Here is a 13,940-nt window from a genome sequence, read left to right as displayed (position 1 = left end):
TATCACACACCATCACACACAATGAGACTATTTTTAAGTATGCTTTGTTTTATGTTGTTTATGACAACCTCTGCTCAAAATTCACCCGATTGTAGAACCGCTATTCCTGTATGTGCAGATATTCCTTATTTAGGGCTTGCAGACGGATTAGGGGATATAGAAGATTTTGATCCTGATGTAATTTTACAAACGGGATGTCTAGAAAAGGGTAGTGTAAGTTCTGCTAATATTGAAAACAATACATCTTGGTTTGTTTTTAGAGCAGGTACAGATGGCCAAGTTGGTTTTGATATAGAAGCGCTTTCTGATACTGCAGAATGGGATTTTGCGGTGTACGGGCCTGATGTAGAGTGTGAGACTATCTCAAATGGCACAGCGGAGCCTATTCGTTGTAATTATGAAGTGAATACTACGAGTTTTACAGGTTTAGGAATAAATCCAGAGAATGGTGATGAAGGTAGGCCAAACCAAACACAGAGTTTAAACACCTATGATGAATACTTAAATGTTACGGCAGGTGAAATTTATTATATTCTAATCAATAATTTTAATACAAATTTTGACGATGATGCAGAGCCTTTTGAGCTTACATTTACAGGAAGTTCTGTGGATGAAGATCAAGATAGTGCTTTAGATTGTACGTTGCGAGACGAGTTTTTAGGATTTGACATTGCAGCCTGTGAAGGTGATCCTGCTATTACTTTAAGTGCGTTGCGTTCTCCTGCAGGACCAGATGTAGTAAATGTTATTTGGTCTGTAGATTATGAAGATGATGGTGTTATTGATGCAGAATTATTAAACGGACCTTTGGGTACTGCTCAGGAGCTTGTTGTTCCTGCAGAACTTGCAAGTTCTGGTCGTTATTTTGTAGAAATAACAACAAGTTTAGCAACCACTATTGTTGATGATATTTTAATTACTGTATTTGGACCTCCAGTGTTAGAAGAGGTAATCATCTTAAATTCGAACATTACCAATGATCCTGATCAAAATAATATTGAAATAGTTGTAGAAGATTTAAGAGGTAATGGTTCTTATGAATATGCTATTAATGATGGGGCGTTTAGAGATATTCCTATTTTTTATGATGTGCCTCCCGGAATAAATACGGTTATAATTAATGATAAAAATGGTTGTGGTACTACTGAAGCTATAGAGTTTTTAGTAATAGGATATCCTAAGTTTTTTACGCCGAATGGCGATTTAATAAATGATACTTGGAATATTAAAGGAATAGAAGATGCTAGTATTATAGATCCTGTAGTTTTTATCTTTGATCGTTATGGTAAATTATTAATACAATTAGATGCAGATAGCACTTGGGATGGTACTTATATTGGAAACCCAATGCCAGCTTCCGATTATTGGTTCAGATTTGAATATGCTGAAACTGAAAATGGAGTAGTAATAGCTAAAATTCTTCAAAATCACTTTACGCTAAAGCGATAAAAGACCCGCTTTTTGGGCGAGTCTTTCTTATGTAAGTTCAAACTGTAGTTACTTTAAAAATTTAGCGTGTAAGACAAGGTTACATTCGTATTTGTGTTATCGCTATTTAAATTTGCAGTAGGATCAGTACTTAGGATTGTAGCATTTCTGTCTTGAGAATAAGAGTTTACTGCTAAATCTAGTTTGCTAGGTCCAAAATTGTATCCCAGACCACCTGAGATTCCGTTTAAATCTCCTATAACATTATTTTCATAAGGACTTTGTTCATAACGGTATCCCGCTCTTAAGCTCACTTGTTTAATTCTGTATTCTCCACCAAGTCTAACAGAAGAAACAGCTTGTAATTGATTTGAAATATAATTGTTTTCAGCGGCGAAAGCAGGATCGGAATCAGGTCTTAGTTCCGCATTAGACATATCTTGATATCCATAATCTAAACTTAGTAACCCGTCTTTTCCAAAGACTAAAGCTAAACTTCCTGTTACTTTTCCTGGAGTTTTAATAGTGTATTTGTCGTAGGCATTAATAAGGTTGAAGTTAATAAAACCAATATCCTCATCTGCTATCGTTGAGTTAATACGTTGAGAAAATTCATCTGAAATTCTGTACCATGTAGGAGATTGGTAGCTACCACCAAGTCTTACACTGTTGTTTACTTTTGCAATAGCACCTAAGCTAAAGGAAAAAGCATTTCCACGACTACGTAATAAATTATCAAACGTGGTGAACTGTACTTGTGAGTTGGCATCATATCCATTTTCTGTAAGTTCCGTAAGCTGATCTAGAAATATGCTGTGTACATTAATGGAGGCACCAACATATAAGTTGTCTTCATATTGAGACGCCATATTAAAAGTGTATTTATCGTTATATCCAGTACTAATTTTACGATAGTTCTGAGATACAGAAGCATATTCACTTGTAGAAATGTAGGCAGTATTATTGTCATTGTCAGGATCTACAGCATCAATTACACCTCCGAAAATGCCTAAGAAAGCTTGTTGTTCTACAAATCCCAAAGAAGAGCCAATATCTAAATAAGCCTCTTCAGTAAACTCTCCGTCCTGTAATTTTAAAGGACCTAAAGGTAAGCCTTCTGCAAAGCTCAAGAAATAGTTATCGATACCTTGGGTAGTCGTGTAGTTAGCATTAATGTAATTATCAAAACTTTGTACTTTATCGAAATTTAATCCTATGCTAAATTTTTTCCATTTCGCATTTGGATCACTATTGTTAAATACGAATACACCGCCTATTTGATTGATATCAAAATTATTTTCTGTCGTGTTAAAAGGATTGCTGCCATTATATGAGTTTTCATTTTTTACATGAAAATTAGTTCCAGAAATGGTGAATTGGCTATTGTTGAAAACTGCCGATCCTGCAGGGTTTATGTTTAAAGATGATAAGTCTCCTCCTAGTGCTCCGAAGGCTCCACTCATTGCCTGGAATCTTGCGGTACCCTGAAGGTTGTCTGTACTATATCTTAAAACGTCATCAATATTTTGTGCATTCGTAGCTGCGCATACCGCTACCATGATTAAAGTAATATACTTTTTCATATCAATCTTAATTAGAATTAAAAACTAGGCTTAATTTCCTCTACCACTACTTCTGCTGCTACTCGATGATGATCTAGAAGAACTTCCGCTGCTTCTAGAAGAAGAACCACTGCTGCTGCTTCTGGAAGAACTGCCAGAAGATCTGTAACTTCCACCGCTGCTAGATCTGCTACTAGAGCTTCTAGTAGATGATGGTGAGCTACTTCTAGAGCTGGAGCTTCTTGTTGTTGGCGAGCTGCTTCTTGAGCTACTGCTTGAAGATCTGCTGGTAGACGGTGTGTACGTTCTTGTAGAAGATCTATTGTAAGTGCTTCTGCTTGTATTGGGTGAGCTACTTCTGTATGTAGAGCTAGATCTTGAGCTTCTATTGCTGCTTGGAGCTACTCTTGTGCTTCTAGATGTTCTGTAGCCTGTGTTTCTATTTGTGCTAGTTCCTGATCGGTATGACGAGGATCTTCTTGCTGTAGTTCCGCTGGTTCTACCTCTTGTAGAAGAATAGTTAGATCTTGAATTAGACAGCGCAGATCTGCTTCTTAAAGCAGAAGTATTGTATAGGTTAGATCTGTAATTACTTCTTCTTCCGTAGGTATGAGCGTAGTTTCTACCGCCGTAATTGTTGTAGCGGTAACGGTTGTTGTAGTAAGGAGAGTAATATCCGCCACCGTAATATCCATTATATCCGTAATACCCACTGTATCCCCAATTGTTCCAACGATTATATCCCCAAGGTCTACCCCAATTACCTCCGTAGTAGCCGCCATAACCCCAATTATTCCAGCCATAACCGTATCCGAAATTGTTCCAACCCCAATTATTCCAACCCCAATTGTTATTGTTGTAATAGTTTATAGATACACTTGTTGGGTTTTCTCCCCAAGATCCATAACCATCATAGGTGTTATAATCATCATTGTAATAATTGTCGTCATCATAAGCCATTTCGGTGCTGTCTTGCGCTTGACTATAATATCCGTCAATATCAGTGAAAATCTCATCATCAAGAATTTCTTGATATTGATCTGCCTTTTGTCCAAAATAATTTGCGTAAGCATTATCAGTTTTTTGAACTTGAGTATTTGGCCTTTCTGTATATTGTTGACTCTCGTTAGAATAAATACCATCATTATCGTAATACGAGGATTGCTGGTATGAACCACAAGACACTATGAATAATGCTAAAATTGGCATTAAATATGCCGCTCTGATTTTTTGGAGGGGTGCTGGATGTATCATCTATTAGAAATTTAATTGTTGAACACTGTAAAAATAGTTAGTTTTACGGAACTATTTTTTAAATAAAGGTACAAGATTTGTGCCAAACTAAGTGCTATGAGTAAAAACTTAACGAAAAGAAGCGAGGATTATTCTAAATGGTATAATGAACTTGTTGTAAAAGCCGATTTAGCTGAAAATTCGGGAGTTAGAGGTTGTATGGTCATTAAACCTTATGGATATGCCATATGGGAGAAAATGCAGGCAGCCTTAGATACTATGTTTAAGGAGACAGGACATGAGAATGCCTATTTTCCTTTATTTATACCCAAATCATATTTGAGTAAAGAGGCGAGTCATGTAGAGGGTTTTGCAAAAGAATGTGCAGTGGTCACACATTACAGACTTAAAATGGCAGAAGATGGAAGCGGAATTATCGTAGATCCTGATGCCAAATTAGAGGAGGAGTTAATTGTTAGGCCAACCTCTGAAACCATTATTTGGGATACCTATAGAAGATGGATTCAGTCCTACCGAGATTTACCAATATTAATTAACCAATGGGCTAATGTTGTACGTTGGGAAATGCGTACGCGTTTATTTTTACGTACTTCAGAATTTTTATGGCAAGAAGGTCATACTGCTCATGCTACAGAGAAAGAAGCTGTTGCGGAAGCGGAACAAATGATGAATATATATGCTGAGTTTGCTGAAAACCATATGGCTGTTCCTGTAATTAAGGGTTTGAAAACAGAAACAGAGCGATTTGCAGGTGCAATTGAAACATATTGTATTGAAGCACTTATGCAAGATGGAAAAGCGTTGCAGGCAGGAACATCTCACTTTTTAGGTCAGAATTTTGCAAAAGCTTTTGATGTAAAATTTACATCGAAAGAAGGAAAGCAAGAATTAGTTTGGGCTACTTCATGGGGAGTTTCTACGCGATTAATGGGGGCTTTGGTCATGACACATAGTGATGATAAAGGACTCGTGCTTCCTCCTAAATTAGCGCCAATACAAGTAGTTATTGTTCCTATTTACAAGGGTGAGGACCAACTAGATGCTATTTCGGAGCGTATTGCGCCACTTGTAAAGGAATTACGGGCAAAAGGAGTTTCTGTGAAATACGATAACAGAGACACCTATAAGCCAGGGTTTAAATTTGCTGAGTACGAACTTAAGGGAGTACCTATTCGTTTGGCTATAGGTCAAAGAGACATGGATAATGGAACTTTTGAAGTTGCTCGAAGAGATACGCTAGAAAAAGAAACCGTTCAGGCAGATGAAATTGTTGCTAAAATTGAATTCTTACTAGAGGATATTCAGAAGAATATTTTTAAAAAAGCATCCGATTATAGAGAAAATCACATCACAGAAGCAAATAATTACGACGAATTTAAAGAAATTTTAGAAAATAAAGGAGGATTTATTTCTGCGCATTGGGATGGTACTCCGGAAACTGAAGAACGAATTAAAAATGAGACGAAGGCAACAATACGTTGTATTCCGATAGATGTTAAACTTGAAAATGGCGTGTGTATTCTTACCGGAAAACCGTCAAAAAATAGAGTGTTATTTGCGAAAGCGTATTAATTTTTCAAAAAATAATAATTAGCTATTGCAATAGTAAAAAATAGTTGTATTTTTGCATCCGCAATTACGCAATTTGTTGGTCCGTTCGTCTAGGGGTTAGGACGCCAGGTTTTCATCCTGGTAACAGGGGTTCGATTCCCCTACGGACTACAAAATAGCTTGATGTAGAATATTCTATTTCTTGCTGTTCAGTTTAAATATATTATGGTCCGTTCGTCTAGGGGTTAGGACGCCAGGTTTTCATCCTGGTAACAGGGGTTCGATTCCCCTACGGACTACTTTAAAAAATTAAGGATTGAAAATCCTAATAAATAAATTAGAAAAAAAATGGCAAATCACAAGTCAGCGTTAAAGAGAATTAGAAGAAACGAAGCAGTGCGTATCCGTAATAAATATCAGCACAAAACAATGCGTAATGCATTAAGAAAAATTCGTACTGAAGAAGATAAGAAAGCTGCTGAAACTTTATACCCTACTGTAGTTAGTATGATTGATAGATTAGCTAAGCGTAACATTATACACGCTAACAAAGCTTCTAATCTTAAAAGTAAATTATCTAAGCAAATTGCAGCTCTATAAGTTTTTGTAGAAATTTGCTATACATTATATAAAGCGCTTCATCATTTGATGAGGCGCTTTTATTTTTCAATAGTTTACCCAAAGAATACTTGGTGTAAATATCTTCCAGGTGCTAGAGTAAAGCCTCCCGCAATAATTAGCGCACCAAAATACAAGGCTATCATTTTTCTTTTGTGTCCTTTAATGTTACCTTTTTTAACGGCAACTATAGCTGTCGGAACGCTGTAAAGTGTCAATAAGCTAAATAAGTGTATCCATCCAAAATGGTTTAAAAATTGACTGCCTACATGAGCGGGAATAAATAGGCTTACTAGTGCGGTGAAAAACATTAAAGACATATAAATTTTTCCGATCAATTTATGTTGTTTTGAGCCTTTTTGAGCAAGCAAAAGATAGGCCCCAACAAAGAGGCATGGTGTAACTGTTATTAAATGTGTAAACATTAAAATTTTGTAGCTATTCATTCTATTATTTTCAGCTAAAACTATGCGATTTTAAGGCGCATCTGTAATTTTTGCAACCCAAGTGTCAATTAATGGGATTGAATTGATTAGCGTTACTTCAATTTAGGTTTCATAACTATAAAGCCAATGATGAAGCAGCCGTATAATGCAAATACAGCGGCTTTATGATAAGGTACAATTTGATAATACAAGGCCACATTTTCTTTAGTGATATAACTGTAAACGATATTAATAGGGAAATAAATAGCTTCATATATAATTAGTCCTAGGCTTATCCAGAATAACAACCTTTTAAAAAGGATGGGATTTCTTTTGTTTTCTACGATAAAGTTTAGTGCTAAGAAAATGAGTAAAAGAGAACCGTACGTATATGAGAATAATTGTCTTTCCGAAATGATGCTTTTAAAATAGGCGTTAACAAGAGCAATGATAAAGTATAGCGCAGCTCCATGAGCTATTATTTTTTTTATTTTTTCGCTAGAGGTATAGTTCCAATACACATAATAGAAGTAACTGAAAAATAAAATATTATAAACATAATATATGATGTAGTTATAGTCGGAGTATAAACCAGTGATAAAGGGGTTTAGTTCAGGATCTAATTTTATAAGGAGACCTAGTACTTCTGTTAGAAGAATGTACGTTAACAAAACAGGAAGATACCTTAATGTACTCTCAAAATAATTTTTATAGCTCAGAATAGAAGTTACTATAGTTACTACATAAAGGATTAGATAATGATCAGAAAAAATTTGTTCAAACAAATTAAGGGGGATTAATGTATTTAATATAGTGAATTTAATGATTGCATTATACTTTTAATTTTCCTTTTGTTTGGATAAAACCGTAAATAATAAAGCTATACATAATGCATATTAAAGATAAGTGTACTCTTTTTATATTGTAGAATAGGATTTTGTCCTTAAAATCTGAAAAATTGTAATATAATTTGATTGGTATATAAAAAAGGTGAAAAATCAGTAAACCAATACTCAGCCAAAAAAGTAAACTATATTTGATTGTTTTTTTTCTTAAAATTGATTTGTGCTCTTTTAAAAATAATAGGATACAGCCTATTAGTAAAATACTTCCATATATATAGGTAATGATTTGTTGTTCTGTAAAGAATTTTTGGTATGCAAGGTTAATAGCTACCGCTATAAAAAAACTATATCCAGCATATTTTATATAATTTTTATATTGTTGTGTTTTTGTGAAATGCCAATAAATGTAATAGAAGTATGAAAAGAAGATAATATTATAGAAATTGTATAATATCAAGTTATTATCCTCATATACGTTTTTTGAAAAAGGGTTGAAAAAATTAGACTCATTATGTATGAGGTAGGCAAATAATTCATTTAGAAAAGTATACATTAAAAAAATTGGAAAAAACCTTAAGGGTGTGTCAAAATATTTTGGGTATCGAAATATAGCTACTATAATTGCTATGCCATAAAAATAAAGTTGAGAATTTTTAAGATAATAATCGAACACACCCATTGTTAAGAATTTAATTAAAATCTGATTCTTTTGGTGGAGGTGGGTACATTTGACCTTCGTTCATGATTAAGCTTTGATCTCCATAAAACAATGTGGAAGATGCATTTGAACTTAGTCCAAAAGAGGCATAAGATTTGTTTGCTTTTTTAGTAGCTCCCATTTTACTGTCTAATACTCCTGGGTAGTCACGAATCAAAGCAGCTTCTTTTTTGCCATCTCCGGAATCTTTAATGTAGAACCCTAGATTCATAGTATCTACTTTCATAGTAGGAAGTATAAAAAATGAATTTTGGCGCGGGTGCTTTACTTTTTTTCGGTCAGGAAATTCTTTTTTATCAGGGTAGGTAGAGAAATAAAAACGTAAGGTTTCTACTTTTACTCCAGCCTCTTTAGCTTCTTGCTCTACATAAGCAATATAGTTTTTTACCGTTTCTATATCGTAATCGCCAAAACGCGAAGCAATAAATTTAGAACCATCTTCTAAGGGTTCTTCTGTGGCTTCAATTAGGTTAGCTCTTTTTTGTGTGTAATTATCGTAAACTTCTTTAGCTTCTGTAATAGTGATAATTTTTTCGGGAGCTTTAATTTCTTTCGGAGTTTCTTCGTGTTGCTCTTTTTGATTAGGCTGAGCATCGGGAGTAGTTGGCTTCTTTTCAGAATTACAGCTTACGAGTAGCGAGAAAGCAATAAAGAGCAATCCCAGATTTTTTTTACATGTCATTGGTTGTGATTTTTAGGGTTAAAAAAAATTACTTGCATATAAGTCGTAGAGGGGATTGTACTTTTTATGCGTTGTAAATATATTTGAAATATGTGAGAAATTAAATTCTAAACGGCTTTAATTTATGAAGTGGCATTTGTATAACCTTGGAAATAAGCGAAATAAAAAAAGCCCAATGATAATTTCATTGGGCTTTAAGTATTTAAAAGAAGATTTGTTTTTATTGACTCATCGTCATTAAAAATTCTTCATTGTTTTTTGTTTGTTTAATACGTTGCTCAATAAACTCCATAGCCTCTATAGGGTTCATGTCTGCAAGGTATTTACGTAAAATCCACATACGTTGTATCGTAGCTTCGTCTAGCAATAGATCATCTCTACGTGTGCTAGAAGAAGTAAGATCAATAGCAGGGAATATTCTACGGTTAGCAATCTTACGATCTAATTGTAGTTCCATGTTACCGGTACCTTTAAATTCTTCAAAGATAACTTCATCCATTTTAGAGCCTGTTTCTGTTAATGCGGTTGCAATAATAGATAATGATCCTCCGCCTTCAATGTTACGTGCAGCTCCAAAGAAACGTTTTGGTTTGTGTAATGCGTTTGCATCTACACCACCACTTAATACTTTTCCAGATGGCGGCTGTACCGTGTTGTATGCACGTGCTAAACGTGTTATAGAATCTAATAAGATGACAACATCATGGCCGCATTCTACTAATCTTTTAGCTTTCTCTAATACAATATTAGCCACTCTTACGTGTTCTGTTGGCTCTTTGTCAAAAGTAGATGCTACAACCTCTCCACGTACATTACGCTGCATGTCTGTAACTTCCTCTGGACGTTCATCAATAAGTAATATAATTTGATAAACTTCAGGATGATTGGCTGCGATACCATTTGCAATGTCTTTTAATAACATTGTTTTACCAGATTTAGGTTGCGATACAATCATACCTCTTTGTCCTTTCCCTATAGGAGAGAATAAGTCGATAATTCGTGTAGATATAGTACCTTGTCTTTCTGATAAATTAAATTTTTCTTGAGGGAATAAGGGTGTTAAATGCTCAAAAGCAACACGATCACGCACCACTTGAGGGTCAATCCCATTAATTTTATTCACCTTAATTAAAGGAAAATACTTTTCTCCTTCTTTTGGTGGGCGAACATTTCCTAAAACCGTATCTCCAGTTTTTAGACCGAATAAGCGTATTTGAGATTGTGAAACATAAATATCATCAGGTGATGATAAATAATTGTAATCAGAAGAGCGCAAGAAACCGTAGCCATCTTGCATGATGTCTAGAACGCCTTCACTAGCTATAATACTATCAAATTCGTATTCTGGCTCCTTATACCTGTTTTTTAAATCCTTATCAAAATTGTTGTTCTTCTCCTGTTTTGGACGAGGATTAGGTTTGTTTTGATTTGGATTATTTTGATTTGGATTGCTGTTGTTCTGATTATTGTGAACAGGAGTCTTTTTTTGAAACTCTTTTTTCTGATTAGAAACTGGAGTTTTCGTATTTTTTGGATGCGGAGCTCTAGCTTCTTTAGGAGTTGCTTTAGCTGTCTCTTGTGCAGGGCTTTCTTCAGTAGTTTTGCTAGGAAGTTCCTTTGCAACAACGGGCCTTGGGTTTGGCTTATTAGGCCTCGGATTTGGCTTTTTAGGAACACTTTCTACCGTTTTTTCAGTAGCAGGTTCTTCTGTTTTGTCTGTTTTAGTTGTGATTCTAGGTTTTTTAGGTCGTAGAACTTTGGCTGGCTTAGGTTTTTCTGCTACTTCGGGAGTGGCATTACTTAGCGCAGCTTGTACAACTTTAGGGTTGGCAGCTTGCACATCTAAAATTTGATAAACTAAGTCTAGTTTTTTTAAGGTTTTGTACTTTGGTACTTTTAAACCATTAGCTATTTCCTGAAGCTCAGGAAGCTTTTTTGATTTTAAATCTGAAATTTCAAACATTAATAATTGAATAAATTATACGTCTCTATGAAAAAATGAAGTGTATTGTGATTTTGATAATTAACGGAACGATGTCCAAAATATTGGTGAGTGTTATTGTACTGCGAGACAATATTACAAATTATTTTCAATATTTCATTGATATTTCTTAAAAAGACGCTTATTTTGCAGTCTTAAATTATAATTTAGAGAATGATTCAAAGAATCCAAACCTTATATTTACTTATCGTTATACTTTTAACGGCCGCTTTACCGTTTTGGGTAAACCTATGGTCTGATATTGAAGGAAAGGAAATTTTTGCAAAAGATGATGTTTTAATCTCTGGAGCATTTTTCGTTTCGGCCGTATTGGCTTTAGTAAGTATATTATTGTACAAAAAAAGACAAAACCAATTTGTGGTAAACAGATTGAATATGATATTGAACCTTTTTTTACTAGGATTTTTCGTTTATCGATCGCTAAACTTATCTGGAGAAATTTCGGTTTCTGAGAAGGGTATTGGGATGCTGATTCCTATTTTTTCTATCGTTTTTTTAGTCTTGGCCAACAAGGCAATTAGGAAGGATGAGGATCTTGTAAAATCTGTTGATCGCTTACGTTAAACCTAACATCTTAGTAGTATTAGTGCGTTGAACCCGGGGTAGTGCCCGGGTTTTTTATTGTTTAAAAATTAAGAATAATAAGGTTTATTTTCTACTATTTATTTGTTTTTTTTAAATTAAATGTTGTAATTCGTTAACATTATTTTAACAAAAAATCAAATTTCATGAAATTAACACTACTATGTTTTCTTTTATTTATTTCAATAAACACCATTTTGTGTGCCCAAAGTGCCAATTTAGATCGCGAATATTTTAAAGTTTCTTATGTAAATTTGCCTACACACCCCATTTTAGATGATGCCAAACGTACCTATTCTTCCAACACAAGAAGTATTCGCTTGTCTGGGTTTACAAAAGTGGCTACTAACGGTACTATAGATTTTGTGTTTAATTTTCATGGAACAAAGGCAGGTGAAGTTAATATAGAAAAAGAAACTGTGGAGGAGAAAGATAAAGATGGGAAGGTAATCTCTACCAAATACTACTATAATGTGCATACAAGTTTTAGCTCTTCGGCAACCTTGTCTTTAACAAATTCTTATACGGAAAAAAGTAGTTCTAATACGTATCAGGAATCAGATAACTATGTTAGCTCTAGCTTTAAATCCTATTCGGCAGCGAGCAAATATTATAATGACAATAGGTATAATATTAGAGATGAGTATCGTGTAAAACATCGTTCAGAAATTGAAGATCAAATATATAGTAGGGTTAATTACTTATATGGATATGTGCCTTATACCAGTTCTAATGGTAATAATTTCTGGATTTTAGGAAATAAAAAACACTCGGAATTTGGAAAACATCAAGAAGCAGGTAATGGGTTAAAAGAAATCTTTGAAAAGATGGAGTATGATCAGCCCGTAGAAACTCTTTTAGCAGAGGTGAAGCCTATAGTTGGTTATTTTGATGATGTTGTTGTTCGGTTTAATGGTGATGACAAGAAATCGCGTAAAGTAAGGTATGCTAGTTTTTATAATAATGCGTTGTTGTATTTAAAATTAGATCAACCAGAAAAAGCAAAGGAATATGCCAATAAGCTTATTGCAAATGATTATGATAAAGGCGATGGAAAAAGAATTATTGCAAATGCCGATAAATTAATAGAAGAATTGAAACTTAATGAATTGGATACAAGGCATTTTGAGGTGATTACCGAAGATGTTTCTGATGAACCTGTGGTTACCGAAATTATTGTTCAAGCACCAGAGGATACCTCTGAAAAGTCTATTGCTTTTTTGATTACAACTGAAAATGATACCTTACAGACACTGGTAACAGCTAATGAGTTATCTCGCATTAGTGCAGTGGCTAATTTGGTAGATTCAGCGGATAATGAAGTTAAGGTGTTTGAAGCGGTTAATGCAAAGAAAATGGTAGTGGCTAGTGGTGATGTTTTTGAGGTTGTTAATTTTCAGTCTTCATTAGAGGGCGATGAAAATGCTTCTCTAAAATTTGCAAAAGTCTTGGTAGCAGGAGCAAAGGTTAATTTGTATGAGCATATGACTAATGAATTTGTGCTTTTATTAAATGGTTCTGAAGAAGGAACATCTACTATGGGAAAGAACTTTGTTTTCGGTTTTAATAAAGAACTGGCTATTTTTGGTGATGGTTGTGCGGCTTTAAAAGCAAATGTAGAATCAGGAGAATTTAAAAATACTAAAGAGGATTTAACAAAATTTGCAAAAGCGCTTAATAGCTGTGAATAGCTGAGTATCAGAATTTAAAGAAAAAAACGATTGTCAAAAGGCAATCGTTTTTCTTTTTGTAGTAATTCTTAATGAGAATCAGCTATCCTCTCTTTCCTAATTCAATAATTTCTAAATCTTTAATCTCTGCCCCGTCTATAACAAATTGTAGCATCGTGCGTACCTGGTGAAAGCCATGCTTACCGCATGCTCCGGGATTCATATGCAGGAGATTTAGCTTTTTATCCCACATCACTTTTAAAATATGTGAGTGTCCGCTAATAAATAATTTTGGTGGGTTTTTCTTAATATCCTCACGAATTCTAGGATTGTATCTATTCGGATAGCCACCAATATGGGTCATCCAGACATCAACCCCTTCACACATAAATCTGTTGTCTAGCGGGAATTCCATTTGTGCTACATGGTCGTCAATGTTACCATAAACTACCCTAATTGGTTTTATTTTTTTTAATGTATCAGTAACATCTAGCGTACCAATATCACCTGCATGCCATATTTCATCTGCTTTTTTAGCGTATTTTAGTATCGTATCATCTATATGGCTATGTGTATCAGAAAGTAAAAGTATTCGGGTCATTT

General features: G+C 34.4%; 12 protein-coding genes and 2 tRNA genes. 7 read left to right on the top strand and 7 right to left on the bottom strand.

What is annotated here, in order from left to right; all coding sequences use genetic code 11:
• Positions 1–21 precede the first annotated feature (21 nt).
• The gene (locus GQR94_RS03025) at positions 22–1,449 is read left to right on the top strand and encodes a T9SS type B sorting domain-containing protein (protein WP_158974101.1); all 1,428 of its coding nucleotides are present in this window, start codon (positions 22–24) and stop codon (positions 1,447–1,449) included.
• A gap of 53 nt (positions 1,450–1,502) precedes the next feature.
• Here the strand turns inward: GQR94_RS03025 and GQR94_RS03020 are convergent, their stop codons facing one another.
• Together GQR94_RS03020 and GQR94_RS03015 are read right to left on the bottom strand one after the other, a co-directional pair.
• Complete coding sequence (locus tag GQR94_RS03020; protein ID WP_158974100.1) at positions 1,503–3,011, bottom strand: OmpP1/FadL family transporter; 1,509 nt, start codon at positions 3,009–3,011, stop codon at positions 1,503–1,505.
• A gap of 30 nt (positions 3,012–3,041) precedes the next feature.
• The gene (locus GQR94_RS03015; RefSeq protein WP_158974099.1) at positions 3,042–4,244 is read right to left on the bottom strand and encodes a hypothetical protein; all 1,203 of its coding nucleotides are present in this window, start codon (positions 4,242–4,244) and stop codon (positions 3,042–3,044) included.
• A 96-nt stretch (positions 4,245–4,340) separates the two neighbouring features.
• On the opposite strand from GQR94_RS03015, the gene proS reads away from it, so the two are divergent.
• From proS to rpsT, 4 genes are all read left to right on the top strand, one after another.
• Positions 4,341–5,816: a proline--tRNA ligase gene (gene proS, locus GQR94_RS03010; protein WP_158974098.1), complete on the top strand. Its 1,476-nt coding sequence runs from the start codon at positions 4,341–4,343 to the stop codon at positions 5,814–5,816.
• 78 nt (positions 5,817–5,894) lie between these two features.
• Positions 5,895–5,966 (top strand) — tRNA-Glu (locus GQR94_RS03005).
• A gap of 56 nt (positions 5,967–6,022) precedes the next feature.
• Positions 6,023–6,094: transfer RNA gene (locus GQR94_RS03000), tRNA-Glu, on the top strand.
• A gap of 49 nt (positions 6,095–6,143) precedes the next feature.
• Positions 6,144–6,395 (top strand): 30S ribosomal protein S20, encoded by a 252-nt coding sequence (rpsT, locus tag GQR94_RS02995; RefSeq protein WP_158974097.1) that lies wholly within the window; start codon positions 6,144–6,146, stop codon positions 6,393–6,395.
• A gap of 74 nt (positions 6,396–6,469) precedes the next feature.
• Here rpsT and GQR94_RS02990 read toward each other — a convergent pair whose 3' ends face one another.
• The 4 genes from GQR94_RS02990 to rho form a co-directional block, all read right to left on the bottom strand.
• A complete protein-coding gene (locus tag GQR94_RS02990; protein WP_199271531.1) occupies positions 6,470–6,859 on the bottom strand; it encodes a DUF2306 domain-containing protein in 390 nt (129 codons plus the stop codon).
• Positions 6,860–6,951: 92 nt separating this feature from the next.
• Positions 6,952–7,623 (bottom strand): hypothetical protein, encoded by a 672-nt coding sequence (locus GQR94_RS02985; protein WP_158974096.1) that lies wholly within the window; start codon positions 7,621–7,623, stop codon positions 6,952–6,954.
• A gap of 749 nt (positions 7,624–8,372) precedes the next feature.
• Entirely contained in the window at positions 8,373–9,083 is a 711-nt protein-coding gene (locus GQR94_RS02980) for a hypothetical protein (protein ID WP_158974095.1), read from the bottom strand.
• A gap of 220 nt (positions 9,084–9,303) precedes the next feature.
• Positions 9,304–11,046, bottom strand: a complete 1,743-nt coding sequence (gene rho, locus GQR94_RS02975; RefSeq protein WP_158974094.1) for a transcription termination factor Rho — start codon at positions 11,044–11,046, stop codon at positions 9,304–9,306.
• A gap of 192 nt (positions 11,047–11,238) precedes the next feature.
• Between rho and GQR94_RS02970 the strand changes: the two genes are divergently transcribed.
• Both GQR94_RS02970 and GQR94_RS02965 read left to right on the top strand, forming a co-directional pair.
• A complete protein-coding gene (locus tag GQR94_RS02970) occupies positions 11,239–11,649 on the top strand; it encodes a DUF4293 domain-containing protein (protein ID WP_158974093.1) in 411 nt (136 codons plus the stop codon).
• A gap of 164 nt (positions 11,650–11,813) precedes the next feature.
• Positions 11,814–13,358 carry a hypothetical protein gene (locus GQR94_RS02965; protein ID WP_158974092.1) on the top strand — a complete coding sequence of 515 codons (1,545 nt, stop codon included), beginning with the start codon at positions 11,814–11,816 and terminating at the stop codon, positions 13,356–13,358.
• Positions 13,359–13,440: 82 nt separating this feature from the next.
• Here the strand turns inward: GQR94_RS02965 and GQR94_RS02960 are convergent, their stop codons facing one another.
• The gene (locus GQR94_RS02960) at positions 13,441–13,938 is read right to left on the bottom strand and encodes a metallophosphoesterase (RefSeq protein ID WP_158974091.1); all 498 of its coding nucleotides are present in this window, start codon (positions 13,936–13,938) and stop codon (positions 13,441–13,443) included.
• Positions 13,939–13,940: the final 2 nt, after the last annotated feature.

Origin of the sequence: Cellulophaga sp. L1A9, assembly GCF_009797025.1 — a bacterium.
Classification (GTDB): Bacteria; Bacteroidota; Bacteroidia; order Flavobacteriales; family Flavobacteriaceae; genus Cellulophaga.
This window is presented reverse-complemented; position numbering and strand designations above follow the sequence as displayed.

Excerpts from the sequence above, each read along its gene's own strand:
- GQR94_RS02970 (WP_158974093.1), top strand. The coding sequence starts at position 11,239 with ATGATTCAAAGAATCCAAACCTTATATTTACTTATCGTTATACTTTTA.
- proS (WP_158974098.1), top strand. The coding sequence starts at position 4,341 with ATGAGTAAAAACTTAACGAAAAGAAGCGAGGATTATTCTAAATGGTAT.
- GQR94_RS02965 (WP_158974092.1), top strand. The coding sequence starts at position 11,814 with ATGAAATTAACACTACTATGTTTTCTTTTATTTATTTCAATAAACACC.
- GQR94_RS03025 (WP_158974101.1), top strand. The coding sequence starts at position 22 with ATGAGACTATTTTTAAGTATGCTTTGTTTTATGTTGTTTATGACAACC.
- GQR94_RS03015 (WP_158974099.1), bottom strand. The coding sequence starts at position 4,244 with ATGATACATCCAGCACCCCTCCAAAAAATCAGAGCGGCATATTTAATG.
- rpsT (WP_158974097.1), top strand. The coding sequence starts at position 6,144 with ATGGCAAATCACAAGTCAGCGTTAAAGAGAATTAGAAGAAACGAAGCA.
- GQR94_RS02960 (WP_158974091.1), bottom strand. The coding sequence starts at position 13,938 with ATGACCCGAATACTTTTACTTTCTGATACACATAGCCATATAGATGAT.
- rho (WP_158974094.1), bottom strand. The coding sequence starts at position 11,046 with ATGTTTGAAATTTCAGATTTAAAATCAAAAAAGCTTCCTGAGCTTCAG.
- GQR94_RS02990 (WP_199271531.1), bottom strand. The coding sequence starts at position 6,859 with ATGAATAGCTACAAAATTTTAATGTTTACACATTTAATAACAGTTACA.
- GQR94_RS02980 (WP_158974095.1), bottom strand. The coding sequence starts at position 9,083 with ATGACATGTAAAAAAAATCTGGGATTGCTCTTTATTGCTTTCTCGCTA.
- GQR94_RS03020 (WP_158974100.1), bottom strand. The coding sequence starts at position 3,011 with ATGAAAAAGTATATTACTTTAATCATGGTAGCGGTATGCGCAGCTACG.